Below are 15,386 nucleotides of genomic sequence, written 5' to 3'. Positions count from 1 at the left end.
CAGATTAATTTTCATGAGCGCGATCATGATCTGATACAAATGAAAAATCAAGCATCTTCAATGACGACGGATATATATGTTGCTAAAACAGGGATTACCCATGACGGTTAAAGCTATTGATGCTTATAGGTTTATGGTTTAATTTTAACCAGATGATGCATCCGAATCATAGTACGATAATGGGACCGCGGTCCCAACTCATTCTTCAGTAGTTTCACCCGCACCCAACCGAGCGACCGGACGTGCTCAGAATGCATCAAGAACAACGAACGCATATCTACAGTGGGCCACAGAGTGCGTTGTGTGGTTAAAATGAGGGTTGTGATGATGAGTGATTCGATTGAATTTCGTATTATCGATGATACTGTTGGGCAGAGATCTAATGTTTGGCGAGTCAGTAAATTTTTATTCGTGCAGTAGTATTAATCGCTGATGAACTATGGGGATTGAGGGTATACTATGTCAGTAAAATGGAAACTTATAAAGAATAAAAAAGTTATATTTTCTATCGTGATAATAGCTATTGTTTCTATTTATTATATCGCATCTTATAAATGGGATGTGAAAGATGCTATCACTAGTTATGTTGATAACAACTGTGAATGGAGGAACGAGTGTCTAGTCGATTTTCGGAATGTGATACCATTTGAGTGGGATAGAGCTTACATCTTTCAACCTGGTGATGCGCCGGAAAATATCAATATAGCCATTGGTATGAAATACAATTTCGTTGATGTTGGTTTAAAATTTATTTTTATTAAAGGGAACGAAATTGTTTACTCAGAAGAGTATTTTCCTGATCCGGAATTTGAGGAAAAAGCACACATTTACCCGAAATTTAATAACAAAGGAAGCAATTTCCCAGATTACTATTATATAACAAAAGAAAACAGTAAAATATTTATTCAAAATACGAGCACAACTTATGGAGCCAGACAATCCTACGTTGTACGTCCATCAAATGAGTATCAATCAGAAAAAAATAACTCATACAAGATTAACTAATTGTTCAACATATAACAGTCATTCCGCAGCTATATCTGTAATATACTGATTTTAAAACGTTTTATATTAAACATGTAAAACAATACATTACGGCTGATTTTCCCAGGTTGGTCAGCTATCCCCAAATACTCACCCTGAAGAAAAGGACCCTTATTCTTTTATGCCCTTTTCTTTTGTCACGCGAGGCAAAAACCCAAGGGATCGCTTTTATTGATCCCACCAAAATTGTCGTTTGTCATAACCTTCGAATTCCTCGTCATCGGGTAACCAACCCGTTATCCGACCTATCCACGCCCATGTGGGCTACACTCAACGTTAAATAGTTTAGTATGCCCTGCCTTTCCCCTCCATTTTGAATTTCTATGATCTATGGCTTTTAAAAAAACATCACTAAAATAGAGATGTGATAATAAAACAAAAGAAAGATGAGACAATGAATAAAAATATTTAATGGTTCCACGACATTAATCACATACTCATGTGTAAAATAACAAAATATAATTAATGGATATAAAACAGTATGTTATATTTGATTGTTATTATTTATATAACCTTGTCTTAAGTATATTTATATTCAATAGTGAATGGTGGAATAACTGTTCTTGAATTTAATTTAGGAATAATTAAAATCTGTACAGAGATTTTTATTTTCGATATGTCTTATTGATATTTTTTTAGGAAAAAATTTATTAAAGCGCCGTTTAAATACCGATATGAAATTATCACCACTGCAAAATCGGTGTTCGGGTGTCGAAGCCGATCCTGACAGTGGGAATGTCACTTTCTCTGTAAAAAGTTTTTAATACAACTTATCCAATCCTGTGGATTCTCCAGTTGTACAGCATGCCCACTGGCTATTTCACTATATTGGCTCTGTGTTATTTTCTGATGAACCGTCTTTACTTGATAAAGCGGGATCAGAGTATCGAACTCCAACCCTATCACTAAAGTAGGCTGCTTTATCATGCTTAATGACTCATTAATATCGATATTCAGCCCAAGTTGAATTCTTTTATCCGTATCTTTTGCCGATGCTTTACTGCAAATCTGTTTGATTTTTTCACTGCCCAATGAGGTCAGAAACACCGGGCTTAATACGTGAGAAAGGCCAAAAGCCGTGGCGCTGTCTGGGGCGTTTTGTTCTAATGCCAACCAAGTTTGAAACATCAACTGGTGTCTGGCATCTTGGCCCCTTGCCCAAGGGGCGGTTAATACCAGTTTGCTGATTAATTCAGGATAATTGGCAGCGACAACGGCGGCAATGACAGCGCCTAATGATGTGCCAACCAAAGTAACAGGGGATTTTGCACTGTCTTTGATCATCGCGGCAATTTGCTCTGCCAATTGATCAACCGTGATTTCGCCTTGTGGAAGGGTAGAATTTCCACATCCGGCATAATCAGGAATAATTACCGTGTTGTCTTTCGCGAATTCACTGACGATATGACCAAAACTGCTTTCTCCATCACTGTGAGTTCCGTGCAAAAACACAATGCCATCACCTTCTCCCACACAGTAATAATGAACAACAGAATGTGATAATTGGACGGATTTTTTATTCTGAATCATATATTCCCCACCTGTTTGTTGATTTTTATTATGTCCAAAGTAGCCTCTTGCTAATTTTAAGTTTAATAGGGGATGTATTCCATTATTTTGTAATTAAACTATTTTTTCTCGCATTATTTCCCATCATTCAGATGGAATGACAATGTCCAATAATACAAATTTGCCCTAAGCAAAGGGTTACTGCTTACGAATGATGGGACTACAATAGACCACCGAGCCAGAAAGATAAAAGGTAAAAAGGTTATGAGTATTCGCATCGTACCCAAAGATCAGCTAGGCAAAGAGCGCGTGAATGAAAGGGGAGCCGGATTTATCCCTCCGTTGTTGTTTGCCAACCTGAAAAACCTGTATCAACGCCGTGCCGAGCGTCTCAAAGCATTGGCGACAGACAATCACCCATTCTCAAGTTATCTCAATTTTGCTGCGGAAATTGTACAGGCGCAGCAAAAAGCGCTGTATGACAATCCATTGAATATGGAATTGGACGATATTTTATTGCAAACAAACAGTGTTCCGCTGGATTGCAAAATCCTTCCCCGAACTCAGCATTGGCATAATATCCTGTATTCCCTGATCGCCGAATTATTGCCTACGATGCCTGAGCATGTGAAGCCCACTCTTGAAAATCTGGCAAAAAATTCTGTGCAGGAATTGGAAGAGGTGGCCAGCGCGTTGCTGACTACGGAATTTGCCAAGGTCAGCCCTGATCAGGCAGTGTTTGTCTGGGCGGCACTGTCAGTCTATTGGGCGCAGATGGCCAGTTTGATCCCCGGTAAAGCGCGGGCTGAGTACGGTGAGCACCGTCAGTTCTGCCCGGTCTGTGGCAGTATGCCCGTTGCCAGTGTCGTGCAGATTGGTTCGAGCCAAGGGCTGCGCTATCTGCACTGCCATTTGTGTGAAAGTGAATGGCATGTTGTACGCATAAAATGCAGTAACTGTGAACAGACTGGCGATCTGAATTATTGGTCGCTGGAAAGCGAACAGGCCGCGATTAAGGCAGAAAGTTGTGGGGATTGCGGTAGTTACCTGAAAATTCTGTATCAAGAGAAAGATCCCAACGTAGATGCGGTTGCGGATGATCTGGCATCACTGATCCTCGATGCCAAAATGGAGGAAGAAGGTTTTGCTCGCAGCAGCCTGAATCCCTTCCTGTTTCCTAACGAATAACCTGCGGTGGGGAAACGATGACACAAGAAATTTATGGGTTGTATCGTCAGTTACCTGCTATCGACAGCTTGCTGCGAGAGCCGGATATCTTTCAGCTCACGGATCTTCACGGGCAGGTGCGGGTGGTGAATACCCTGCGGGAAATGCAGGAGCAGGCACGGTTTGATATCAGGGAGCATCAGGCATTGCCAGCATGGAGTGATAACTGGGCAAATGCGTTGTGCCAGCTCTTGACGCAAGATCAATCTTCGGCATTGAAGCCCGTGTTTAACCTGAGTGGAACGGTGCTGCATACCAATCTGGGGCGGGCAGTATTGGCGGAATCCGCGATTGAGGCAGTAACACAGGTGATGCGTTCTCCGGTCACGCTGGAATATTCTCTCGACGGTGCCGGGCGCGGGCATCGTGATCGGGCGCTGGCCGATTTGTTGTGTTCTCTGACAGGTGCGGAAGATGCCTGTATCGTTAACAACAACGCCGCTGCGGTTTTGCTGGTGCTGGCAACGGTGGCGCAGGGTAAGCAAGTCGTGGTTTCCCGTGGCGATTGGCTGCTGTCACAAAAACCGTTGTCTGCGACGGAAAAAGTGTTGGTGGAAGTCGAAACCGATGAACCGCTGCAAAACTGGCAACCTCTCCATATTCACCATGCTGCCAGTCATATAACCGGCCGTATTTCGTTATTGACCCCGCTTTCAGAAACGCCGGTATTAGCTGAACTGGTGTTGGATCACCCTTTATGGCTGACAGAGAATGATCGTCTGATCCTGCGGGATATCAGCGCCAGAAGAACGCTGGCGGGGGCGCGAGTGATTAACCTGAACCCTCCACGTAGGGGCAAACGTCAGCCTGAATTCCTGAACTGGTTAGCTCAACTGGCTCAATCTTCTAGCCATACGGAAAATCTTGCCCTGCATTTACCGCGTGGAGCGCTGTCACTCAGCCATTTTGCATGGGCGCGCCAACTGACAGAAAAGACACTGAACCGCCTGCTGATCGATGTTAAAGCCATTATTGCTGACGGTATGATGCTGTCACAACCTAACGCAATGTTGGCGGAACAAAAGTTATTGCAGATTTTGACTGAATATCACGAGAAACACCCTGATCAGCTGGGATTGGGAAAAGCGCGTTTAAAACGAATGACGTTACCTGCACTGGATGACGCGCTGGTTTATACACTAATTCATCTTCTGCTTGAGCGAAAAGCGCTAAAACAGACTCATGGCTGGCTGCATCTGCCGGAACATGGGCTGGTGTTTACGGATGAACAAGCCAGCCTATGGTCAACCGCAGAACCTTATTTCAAGGATGAAGCGTGGTGGGTACGTGATTTGGTGGCTGAAATGGGAAAAGAAGAGGAAACCATTCGCCATTTTTTGCGAAAAGCGGCGCAACTGGGGCTGATTACCGCGATTGTTCCTGACCGTTATTATCATCGCAGGCGCATTCAGCAATTCGCTGATGTGATCCGTAAATATAATCAGGATAACGGCGGAATAACCGCAGTGGATTTTCGCAATGCATTGGGTGTTGGGCGAAAACTGGCGATCCAAATACTGGAGTTTTTTGACCGCACGGGATTTACCCGCAGAAAATCTGATTGGCATATTCTGCGGGATGAGGGAATGTTCTAAAAAATTTGCTCTAGCCGAATTAATTTCGTGAACTTTTTTCGCGAAATGGTTTCAGATGAATGGTTTTAACGAAAAAGGCTGCCTTATTTTATGCACGGTATATCGGGCAACCATGCTATTTTCATCGGTCGGTGCAAAACTGAACTCAATTGTGGAACTGAATGGCGTATGAAAAAAAAGATAATCTCGGGGATCTATTTGGGGGTGCTGCTGATCGCGTCCTGGATAATAGTGTTTGAAAAAAGCAGTGATATCTATCCAGCATTAGTTTCTGTCGGCGTATTCGGTGTCATCTTTGGTCTGACGTTTTTGGTTTCAGCCCGTTGGCTATTTTCGGCGGCGTTTACCGGAACCATATTCATTATCATCAAATTCATCAACCAGATAAAAGTCCATTACTACAAAGAACACCTGATGTTTTCCGATTTGAATGTCATGCTAGACCCGTCAAATCAGGAAACCCTGCGTCATTATTGGCTGGCAGGGGTTGCGATGGCAGCGATGCTAGTCTGGTTGATCTTCAATATGGTGTTGAGTTGGCGAAAAGCAGGTCCTGTGCGCGGGATAAAATGGCGCGTTGCCAGTGTGGTGCTGGTCGCCGCCGGTGTCTGTGTCGTCAATCTGACCACCAATGCTTACTACACAACATGGCAGGGGGAATTGCCGAAAGGGCGTGGAACCATGACTAACATGATGATGTCAGCTAAAGATACTGAATACCAGCCGCCCCAATTTGGTGAGTCTGCGGACTATTTTCTGCAACAGGCAAAAAGCGTTACCTTGCCTGAGCCTCAGTCTGATGTGAAACCTGATGTGGTTCTGCTATTACAGGAATCCACCGTTAATCCCCATATTTACCAATTGCCTGCCAATGCTCAGTTGCCGGATCTTTATATGTTCCAGCGTGATGTAGGTGTCAGCGCTCAAAGCCCACTCAGAGTGCAAACCTTTGGGGGTGGAACATGGCTATCTGAATTCTCTGTTTTGACGGGATTGAACACGGATGATTTCGGCTCCCGCAAAAATGCAGTATTTTATTTTGTCGTTGATCACCTGCAAAACAGCTTGTTCCGCGCCATGAAAGATAATGGTTATTACACCGTTGTACTGACGCCATTCAATAAATCGGCCTACCATGCTGGACACGCTTACAAGACAATGGGTGTTGATCGCATTATCCAGCCACAGGAACTGGGTTATCCAGCCAGTCTGGAGGAAAATTTATGGACGATCCCAACACAAGATATGCTGTCTTATGTGAAAACGATTCTGGCCAAGGAGACGGACAAACCGATCTTTATTTTCTCTCTGACGATGTATGAACACGGCCCTTATGATGAAGGGCATAGCGATGATTACGGTTTGACAGACAAACTGGAGGGTTCATCAGCAGTAGGTAAGTTCAGTCATTATATGGAGAAAATCAAGGCATCTGATCCTGCTATCAAGGATTTCAGTGAATTTGTTGCCACACGCGATAAACCAACACTTTTCCTCTATTTTGGTGATCATCAGCCAAGTATTCATTTTGGGAAATATGATTCTCCGTTAGCTGATCCGGCACACATAACTCAATTTACTATGCGAGATAATCTGGCGCAGGGAACTGCCATTACAACAGGCAAGCTGACGGATATCTCCTTCCTCGGTGGTATGATTCTGGAACGCGCTCGATTGACGGCACCGCCATTCTATCAGGCCAACATGACGATGCGTCATTTATGTGATGGTGCGTTGAATGACTGTCAGGACAAAGCGCTGGTCGATAGTTATAAACACTATATTTATCAGCAATTGAGTTCGGCAGGAAAAGAGTAGCTATTCCTATCCCCTTCTGTCAGATGTCTGGCAGAAGGGGATAAATCTGAAAGACAGATAACCAAATACGGCACGTTCAACCCTTTCCGTAAGCCCTGATTTGGCAGATTCACCGTATTCACCTGCGGTATCAACCATGCTTTTGATTATTGCCATCACGTCTCGCGTAGCAACCTGGATATCAGTCTGGGAAGGAATATCGGGGGTTATCAGCAATTCAGTGATGATGCTGCGCAACTGTGTATTCGCCCGCTGCACATCACTATCAAAAGGCAAACGTGCCTCTTCAAAATCAAGCAACCGCGCCAAAGTAGGGCGGCGCAGTTGGTGATCGACACAGGACTTAATAAAGGCAGAAATCCCGGCACGCCCACTCGTCTTTGTTACCGCCTTTTGTGCTTCGGTGATAAGTCGTGCTGACTCACGCACGATTAGCGCCCCCATCAGCGCATCTTTGCATGGAAAGTACTGATACAGGGAACCGATACTCACGCCAGCCAGTTCTGCAACGGCATTTGTCGAAAAACCTTCGTGACTATGCCGCTCCAAAATGCGAGCAGTGGCCTCAATAATCGCTTCAACCATCGCGAGGGAGCGCGCTTGTTTCGGCTGTTTTCGTAATCTTGGTCGCTCTTGGTTTGATAACGTTGTCATGGGGGGAATGCGAGTTGTGAACATAAGTAATAGCTCGCATTATAGAGGCCTCAACAACGAATGCAAGGAACGACAATCATGTCTCAATCACAACATTTTACCCCCGCTTTAACCGTATTCATGCTGGTCAAAACAACCCCTGAATGGCTGGGTTTCTCTATCGACCAACGCTTCAAACACTTTGCTGAAATCTTTACCCCCATCATCAAAAAACATGCCGCCGGTGTTTCGCTGCGTTTTTATGACGTCGAGTTTTATTCAACACGAGTCACAGACATCTGGGTATGGGATGCCAAAGATCATGAAAGCTATCAACTGCTCGTTGAAGAGTTGCGTGAAACACCGTTATGGGATCGGTACTTTGATATCGTTGAAATCCTTACGGGGGTCGAAAATGCTTACGCTAAAAACTATGGGCGCGATGTCGTCTCAGCTTAACAGTAAAAATCCGTGTAAGTAGAGAGCAAAAAAATCTGTGGGGCACTTATGCTGCAATAGCTTCTGTAAATATGACTTCATTGATCGTGGATTCTACGAACAATGAAGAAATCGGTTCTCCGTATCGGGACATTTCCCCATAATTGAGGATCTATTACCCTGTTATTTTTAATGTAGGTATACATTTCATCCATCTGTTTTAACAGTGATTTATAATTTTCATACTGAAGGGCATAATAAGTGTCCCACGGTTTTTTTATGCTCTCTATTGATGACGGCTTTTTTTATTATATTTAATGTCGATATTCTGTGGTGCATTGAAATCCAACCCATAAATATCACCGCGGCATAATATTTCACTGAACTCAATAATCTCGTTCTGATTGTTCTGGCTTATTTGATGAATTTGCAGCAATGGCGATTTTTCAGCGATATTGAGCAATATGGCAAGTTCCATAGAGCAGGCAATAGCCTTAATTTTGTGATTCACGTTGGTGAGATGAATACCTTGCTCTTCCCAATGCGCATACAGGGAACCTTCCAATAATTCAGGATTGGGCAAATATTCACGGGGAATATAGGTATTTTCAAGGGAAACAGGTGTACCGTTAGCAAGGCGGATACGACGCAGTTCAGCAATTTTTTCACCGATGTTAATGGATAATTTCTTGGCAATATCTTCCGGTGCAGGAATGATACGCCGCGATAACCAATAATTGGATACCGTTCCACCTTCTTTCACGATCTGGGAAGTGAAACCCACGGCCTGATTGAGTGAGCCTCCTCCGGGTTTGGCAACCTGCGTACCAACACCTTGCTGGCGTATGATCACCCCTTTTTCTTCCAAGAGCTGCATAGCCTTACTGACTGTCACTCGCGATATATTGAGCAATTCAGCTAACCGGCGCTCAGGCGGTAAAAAATCATCCTCGTTTATTAATTGTTTTTTAATCGCAATTTCAATGGTTTGTTGTAATTGTATGTAACGAGGACTACTACTTTTCTTTTTCAGTTCTTCGCGTACCCAGTCAACAAAGTGATTTGGCATTCTTTTTAACCCCGGTTATTTGGCGGGGTAAGTGTACATTAGCATTTACACTAAGGTAAGAGTGTATTGGAATTAGATTGGCATCACATAATGACAATATTGGACTTTCATTGGCCTTAATAATTGATGTAAAGTATAAATCTTGCTTATATAAGAAGTCGGGAGTTTGGCAGTATTACTTTAAAACTACCTGACCTGATGCAAGAAATGTAGGTGTGTTATGTATTCTTCAAATTCAAAGTCTGAGCATCATGTCGGCTCTGGAATAACATAGCGACCGTCGAGTTGCTATGAGGCACTTGAAGAATCAGAGGCTTTGTTGGCTTCGTCAAGAGTTAATCGAGTCGGTACGTAGTGCTCTGGTCATAGTGAGATTTTTTATGGTACTCCGATAATGTGCGCGATTATTTGTGCCAACCTAGGGGAGTGAGTATCCTTCAAACCGTGACCAGAGCCGTTTTCAGGACGTTATTCAATATAATCGTGTTTCCTGCCAAGGAAATGTTACAGATTAGTCAAATCAACTCAGGTAGGGCTTTATTCCTTGTGTCTTAAGCATCTTCCCCTGAGACAATGATGGAAAACGTAATGGGTACACAGCAGAATAATCAGGGATTCTGGAAGGTAGAACACACAGGTATTGATATTGTCCCTCCTTCAGAACGCACGGGTACACCGATGGACCTGTTCTGGATCTGGTCGGCCGCCAACATTGGCATTCTCGGCATTATTTATGGTGCCATCATTGTTTCCTTTAAACTCTCTTTTCTACAATCTGCACTTGCGGTATTGATAGGGCTATCCAGTTTTGCCTTAGTGGGTTATCTCAGTTTCAGCGGTAAATTGGGAAGAACTTCAACTCTGACGCTTTCTCGTAACATTTTTGGCATCAGGGGAAATATTGCGCCGACCATGATTTTTTGGGGCATCTCCCTCGGGTGGGAGTCCATTAATATCGTTACTGGAACTTTGACACTCTCTGCGTTATTTCAGGCTTGCGGGCTCGCTGAAAGTACACTTTTGACCGTGATCAGCATGATATTATTTGCAGGGCTGTCAATTGGCGTCACTCTGCTGGGAAAAGAGATGCTCATTGCCATGCAGCGCTGGATTATCCACGTTTTTGGCGCGATGACACTGGTTGTCGTGTTCTATATTTTGTTTACGACAGAGTGGGAAGCGGTGCTGGCTATGCCATCCGGCAGTTGGTTAACGGGGTTCCTGCCTGCGGTTTCGGTGGTTGCGGCGGGGACTGGCATCGCATGGGCGGCGACGGGAGCGGATTACAGCCGCTATCAGAGCGAAAGTTCTTCCAAATTAAAAATTTTCACAGCGGTAACCGCGGGAGGAATGATTCCTTTGGTGCTGTTATTGTTTGCGGGCATTCTGCTCTCTGTTCAATTACCCAATCTTCCCACATCAGAGAACCCTATCGCTCAAATTGGCTCGATTTTGCCGGATTGGATGGTGATCCCTTACTTGATGACGGCAACGGCAGGGATAGTAACAATGGCAGTCTTGAGCCTCTATTCTGCTAGCTTGAACTTTTTGACATTAGGGATAAAAGTCAAACAGATCCATGCTGTCACCATTGATTCCATTATTGTTCTGACTCTTGCGATTTATCTTCTTTTTGTTACTGGCGACTTCATGGGGCCATTTGTCTCATTCCTGTTATTCTGCGGTGTGTTTCTGGCTCCGTGGGAGGCGGTATTCTTACTTGATTACATTATCGTCCGCCGTAAGCAGGGTTATTGTACCGATAGTTTGTACAATGATATTGGTCCAAATGGTGGCATTAAATGGATCCCCGTATTGTGTTGGTTACTGGGCGCATTTGTCGGTTTTCTGGTGACGAAAAATGACTTTATCAGTGGTCCATGGGCAGTTGGAATTTTTGCGAATTCCAGTCTTGGCCTGTTCCTGTCATTTTTTGTTAGTTTTATTTGTTATGGTCTGTATTTGATGCTGGGTAGGTATACAAGATGAAGGAGCCTTTACTGCCTGTTGTGGTTATGGGTTCGGCTACAGGAGATATTGTTCTCAGGTTATCTGAATTACCCCACAGCGGTGAATATTGGGAAGCTGAAGAAGTTGATCGGCAAGTAGGCGGCTGTGCCTTCAGCGTTTTGCGGGCATTGTGCCGTCTTCAAATTCCGGTTATCAATGGCATATTCGTGGGTAATGGTGTTTGGGGAGAACGTGTCACAGAAGAGATGGAAAAGCTCGGATTAACGGTGACATTGCGTCATCCAAAACGTGACAATAGCTGGTGCATTGCCATGATGACGCCTGATGATGAGCGCATATACGTTTCTGTCCCCGGTTGTGACGATAGTTGGAATGCCGATATTCTGGCGACTATTCCGCTTCCGGAGCAGGGGTATATCTATTTCAGCGGCTATGAATTGGCAAATCCCAAAGCAGACGCTTTGCGTGAATGGTTGCTGGCTTCTCCCTCAGGGCTGACATTGGTATTGGATTTTGGCCCTCGTTTGCCTGATATAGATAGGGAATTTATTCAAGCACTGCCTGCTGAAAGAACGATATTGAGTTTAAATCTTGATGAAACGGCGATGCTGTGTGGCGCCGGCGATCCTGTGGTACAGGCTGGCCGTTATGTTAATGAGCGGGGATTCACTGCCATTGTTCGTCTTGGTGCAGAGGGAGCGTGGATATGTCAGCCGGGCTGCGAACCGGAATATATTCCTGCTTATCAGGTCAACGTTGAGGATACTATTGGTGCGGGTGATGCGCATTGTGGCGGCATGTTGGCTGGGCTGTCTCAGGGGATGTCGCTGCGTGATGCGGTGGAACTGGGCAACCGTGTTGCGGCCGTGACTGTCAGCCGTTCTGGCCCTGATGGCGCACCGACTCAGGATGAACTGATGGATTTTGTATTTGGTTGAATCTAATGGACATCAAGGTGAATAAAACCTACTCGCTTCCCGTCGTGTAGGTTTTATTCAATCTATTTCAATGGTGTGATGCGGTAGGCGCAGCGTCGGGCACCGTTCAAGATATATTCCGTTCTCTCCACTTCGGCTTGCAGAATTTCCTGAAACAGTTTCAGCTCTGCCCGACAAAATCCTTGGCAAACTGTGGCGGCGGCACAGATTGGACAGTGGTTTTCAATAAACAGAATCGCGCCATCTTCCTGAACCGAATATTGCGCCATATAACCTTCCTGATTGCGTATTGCGACCAGACGCTCAATTTTTTCCTGCAACCCCTCTGCGTTTTCCATCGCGATTTTATAGCTGGCAGAAGTTTTTTGTTCGCGAGTGTTGATGATTAAATCCATGGCAGTTTCGCCGAGTTGACTGCGAATGATGGTCAACAGTTGAACCGTTAACTCTGCATGAGTATTTGGGAATCGGGCGTGGCCTTTGTCCGTTAAATGCCAAAGCTGAATAGGGCGACCGACTCCCCTCGTTTCTGATTCTGCTTCAACCAGACCCTCTTTAGCCAGTTTCACAAATTGTTGACGAGCAGCTTCTCCAGAGGTTCCCAATATTTTGCCTGCATCAGAGGCTTGCATGGTGCCTCGTGTTTTCAGTAGCATCAATAACCGTTCGCTCACAGTTTGAGCAGTTATGATATTGTTTTCCAAGTAAATGCTTGACATATTGTTGAACCCGACATTAATTTATTCCAAGATTTATCTTGTTTAATTTATCGTAAGACTTTTCACAACTCAACTGGTGTTCAGGACAATAATCATGATAGTAACTGAGGAAAATAGCTGGAGTGATCTTTTCTCCAGCAAAAATGTGGCGAATGCAATGGCGCTTTCACTGGGTGTAGCATTAGTTGCTATCAACTCTTTAATCGCGATTACCATCTTGCCTTCTGTCGTAAACGACATTGGAGGTTTGAATCTCTATGCTTGGAATACAACGCTGTTTGTCGTGACATCAATCATTGGCGCGATACTTTCCGCACGATTATTGAGAGCTTCGGGAGCGAGAAAATCCTATCTGATTGCGGCACTGGTCTTTTTTGTAGGCAGTTTATTCTGTACGTTGGCACCGACGATGGAAGTGATGTTGATTGGGCGAACTATTCAAGGATTTGGGGGTGGGTTGCTGTTCGCACTTTCATATTCCATGGTAAATCTGGTTTTTCCCCAATCACTCTGGCCTCGTGCTATGGCGTTGATTTCTGGGATGTGGGGCGTAGCGACTTTAGCCGGGCCTGCCATCGGCGGCATTTTTGCTGAAATGGACACATGGCGTTATGCTTTTGGCATCATGTTGCCAATCACGCTGTTGTACGCCTTATTCACCTACCTGATTTTACCGAAAAAAAATGCACAGAATGAAACCAAAGCGGCATTGCCGATTGTACAGCTGTTTCTGCTGTCGGCTGCGGTTATGGCGGTTTCTGCGGGTAGCTTGTCACAAGATGTGAAGGCCAATATTATCGGTATCATTGCGGCTGTGGTATTGATCGTATTATTTATTATCCATGAGCGCCGTACCCTAGTGAAATTATTGCCCCAGAATGCGTTGAGTTTACGTTCTCCCCATCTGGTATTGTTCACAACCATGTTGTTATTAGTGATTGGCCTGTCGGCTGACGTTTTTGTTCCTTATTTTCTGCAAGTTCTGCATGGTCAATCTCCACTGGTTTCTGGATATATGATTGCAGCAGCAGCGGTAGGCTGGACGATTGCAGAAATACTCAGCGCGGGTTGGCAGGGGGCAAAGATGCGGTTCTCCATTGTGAGTGGCCCTATTTTTATGTTGCTTGGCATGGTGTTGCTGATTGTTATGCTGCCGCGCTCATCGTCAGGTCAGTGGCAAACCATATTGCCGCTTATTCTCGGACTGGGGCTATTTGGTTTTGGGGTCGGTTTTGGCTGGCCGCATATTGTGACCCGCATCTTACAGGTTTCTGCCGATTCTGATAAAGATATCGCGGGGGCATCTATTACCATCGTTCAGCTATCTGCGAGCGCATTTGGTTCTGCGTTGGCTGGCATGACCGTTAATGTGTTTGGGTTTTACCAACCCGGCGGCGTCAGTGGTGCTTCCTCCTCTTCTTATTGGTTATTTTTATTCTTTGCTATTACCCCACTATTGGCATTATTTACTGCCTGGAAATCAGCAAAAATTCCTGCTGGGAAATAATGATAATCAGGATTTCTTTATCTTGTAATATTATCAACGGCATTATTTTAAAAAATAATGCCGCTTTTCTTCATCTTGAGTGAGGTTATCAGAAGTGCTTAACTAATTGAGGTGATATTATCCACTAACTCTCGTAAGTGCTGTGCTAGCTGATTAACGGTTTTCTCACCCGTAGCGGCCTCCACCGTTAAGTTTTCCAACGTATTGTCGTTATCACGGATCTTGATACCGTTACGGTAGAGAAAGGTCATGGTGACGAAAAACGCTGTGCGCTTGTTGCCATCATTAAATATATGACCACGAGCGATAGCAACCCAGTAAGCAGAGGAACACAAAGCCGCTCTGCTTAACTGGCGTAAAAATCGTGTTGCTGCCTGTGAAGATCACAAAAGCATGGCAGATGCGATGAAAGGATACATTGAGCGTACCGGAGACAATCAAAAGGGTTTTGCCTACAGCAATGAATCCCGGTTCATCAATAAGTTAGTGCTGGGTATAGATCCTGTCAGATGGGCTAAAAATAAGAGCATTAAATCCAAAGAAGTCAGAGACAACATGACCACAGAGCAGTTGCAACTACTGGCTTACTTGGAATCACGTAACTGTGCATTTCTTGATTTAGATACACCGCCTGAGAAGCGGAAAGCGCAATTAACAGAATTGGCTCAACGCTGGTTAGCGCAGCGCATGGAGTCTAACCAATGATGCCGGGAATTAATTCTGTAGGTTTAAGCGATAGTATTATTTTTGGTGACTCCTTGAGGTTGAGGAGTCCTACTGTTGAAGTTCTCACTTTGGCTGCCTCGATTATTTCGGGTCAGTTACCTAACCCATTGATATCTAATCAGACGGCATATTTGCAGTCTGGTCATAATATGCGCGTATCATTTAGCGACGCGGTTAATTTGCGATCCTCAT

At 44.6% G+C, this 15,386-nt stretch carries 13 protein-coding genes and 4 pseudogenes; 11 read left to right on the top strand and 6 right to left on the bottom strand.

Translation table 11 applies throughout. The features are described 5' to 3' along the window. Nucleotides 1-459: 459 nt before the first annotated feature. Complete coding sequence (locus NXS07_RS16290; RefSeq protein WP_238125811.1) at nucleotides 460-1,005, top strand: hypothetical protein; 546 nt, start codon at nucleotides 460-462, stop codon at nucleotides 1,003-1,005. Nucleotides 1,006-1,046: 41 nt separating this feature from the next. After that, nucleotides 1,047-1,328: pseudogene (locus NXS07_RS16285) on the top strand (transposase); the annotation flags it as partial. A gap of 454 nt (nucleotides 1,329-1,782) precedes the next feature. Here the strand turns inward: NXS07_RS16285 and NXS07_RS16280 are convergent. After that, entirely contained in the window at nucleotides 1,783-2,574 is a 792-nt protein-coding gene (locus tag NXS07_RS16280; protein WP_258087155.1) for an alpha/beta fold hydrolase, read from the bottom strand. A gap of 243 nt (nucleotides 2,575-2,817) precedes the next feature. On the opposite strand from NXS07_RS16280, the gene fdhE reads away from it, so the two are divergent. From fdhE to NXS07_RS16265, 3 genes are all read left to right on the top strand, one after another. After that, the gene (gene fdhE / locus NXS07_RS16275) at nucleotides 2,818-3,741 is read left to right on the top strand and encodes a formate dehydrogenase accessory protein FdhE (protein ID WP_258087154.1); all 924 of its coding nucleotides are present in this window, start codon (nucleotides 2,818-2,820) and stop codon (nucleotides 3,739-3,741) included. A 17-nt stretch (nucleotides 3,742-3,758) separates the two neighbouring features. Further along, nucleotides 3,759-5,375 carry a selenocysteine-specific translation elongation factor gene (gene selB / locus NXS07_RS16270; RefSeq protein ID WP_258087153.1) on the top strand — a complete coding sequence of 539 codons (1,617 nt, stop codon included), beginning with the start codon at nucleotides 3,759-3,761 and terminating at the stop codon, nucleotides 5,373-5,375. 168 nt (nucleotides 5,376-5,543) lie between these two features. After that, a complete protein-coding gene (locus NXS07_RS16265) occupies nucleotides 5,544-7,193 on the top strand; it encodes a sulfatase-like hydrolase/transferase (protein WP_258087152.1) in 1,650 nt (549 codons plus the stop codon). Between the two features lie 6 nt (nucleotides 7,194-7,199). Here NXS07_RS16265 and NXS07_RS16260 read toward each other — a convergent pair whose 3' ends face one another. Beyond that, a complete protein-coding gene (locus tag NXS07_RS16260; protein WP_230580036.1) occupies nucleotides 7,200-7,871 on the bottom strand; it encodes a TetR/AcrR family transcriptional regulator in 672 nt (223 codons plus the stop codon). 54 nt (nucleotides 7,872-7,925) lie between these two features. Between NXS07_RS16260 and NXS07_RS16255 the strand changes: the two genes are divergently transcribed. Further along, a complete protein-coding gene (locus NXS07_RS16255) occupies nucleotides 7,926-8,285 on the top strand; it encodes a darcynin family protein (RefSeq protein WP_038194801.1) in 360 nt (119 codons plus the stop codon). A gap of 70 nt (nucleotides 8,286-8,355) precedes the next feature. Here NXS07_RS16255 and NXS07_RS16250 read toward each other — a convergent pair. Together NXS07_RS16250 and NXS07_RS16245 are read right to left on the bottom strand one after the other, a co-directional pair. Next, nucleotides 8,356-8,515: pseudogene (locus NXS07_RS16250) on the bottom strand (ISKra4 family transposase); the annotation flags it as partial. 35 nt (nucleotides 8,516-8,550) lie between these two features. Continuing rightward, nucleotides 8,551-9,333 (bottom strand): GntR family transcriptional regulator, encoded by a 783-nt coding sequence (locus tag NXS07_RS16245; RefSeq protein ID WP_038223705.1) that lies wholly within the window; start codon nucleotides 9,331-9,333, stop codon nucleotides 8,551-8,553. 588 nt (nucleotides 9,334-9,921) lie between these two features. On the opposite strand from NXS07_RS16245, the gene NXS07_RS16240 reads away from it, so the two are divergent. Next, entirely contained in the window at nucleotides 9,922-11,322 is a 1,401-nt protein-coding gene (locus NXS07_RS16240) for a purine-cytosine permease family protein (RefSeq protein ID WP_155271855.1), read from the top strand. After that, the gene (locus tag NXS07_RS16235; protein WP_258087151.1) at nucleotides 11,319-12,242 is read left to right on the top strand and encodes a PfkB family carbohydrate kinase; all 924 of its coding nucleotides are present in this window, start codon (nucleotides 11,319-11,321) and stop codon (nucleotides 12,240-12,242) included. Before NXS07_RS16240 ends, NXS07_RS16235 begins: the two co-directional genes overlap by 4 nt. 62 nt (nucleotides 12,243-12,304) lie before the next feature. On the opposite strand, the gene NXS07_RS16230 is transcribed toward NXS07_RS16235, so the two are convergent. Then, nucleotides 12,305-12,961, bottom strand: a complete 657-nt coding sequence (locus NXS07_RS16230; RefSeq protein ID WP_258087150.1) for a helix-turn-helix transcriptional regulator — start codon at nucleotides 12,959-12,961, stop codon at nucleotides 12,305-12,307. Between the two features lie 94 nt (nucleotides 12,962-13,055). Here NXS07_RS16230 and NXS07_RS16225 point away from each other — a divergent pair, with 94 nt between their 5' ends. After that, the gene (locus NXS07_RS16225) at nucleotides 13,056-14,468 is read left to right on the top strand and encodes an MFS transporter (RefSeq protein ID WP_038215955.1); all 1,413 of its coding nucleotides are present in this window, start codon (nucleotides 13,056-13,058) and stop codon (nucleotides 14,466-14,468) included. Nucleotides 14,469-14,566: 98 nt separating this feature from the next. On the opposite strand, the pseudogene NXS07_RS16220 reads toward NXS07_RS16225, so the two are convergent. Next, nucleotides 14,567-14,797, bottom strand: a pseudogene (locus tag NXS07_RS16220) (type II toxin-antitoxin system death-on-curing family toxin); the annotation flags it as partial. On the opposite strand from NXS07_RS16220, the pseudogene NXS07_RS16215 reads away from it, so the two are divergent. Together NXS07_RS16215 and NXS07_RS16210 are read left to right on the top strand one after the other, a co-directional pair. Further along, nucleotides 14,793-15,173: pseudogene (locus NXS07_RS16215) on the top strand (NADPH-dependent FMN reductase family protein); the annotation flags it as partial. The pseudogenes NXS07_RS16220 and NXS07_RS16215 overlap by 5 nt on opposite strands. Continuing rightward, nucleotides 15,170-15,386 (top strand): hypothetical protein (locus tag NXS07_RS16210; RefSeq protein WP_258087149.1); only part of this gene is annotated, 217 nt, incomplete at its 3' end. The pseudogene NXS07_RS16215 and the gene NXS07_RS16210, both read left to right, overlap by 4 nt.

It is taken from the genome of Xenorhabdus bovienii (assembly GCF_024721015.1).
Classification (GTDB): domain Bacteria; phylum Pseudomonadota; class Gammaproteobacteria; order Enterobacterales; family Enterobacteriaceae; genus Xenorhabdus; species Xenorhabdus bovienii.
The sequence above is the reverse complement of the archived record's forward strand: the minus strand, read 5'-3'. Positions and strand labels throughout refer to the sequence as shown.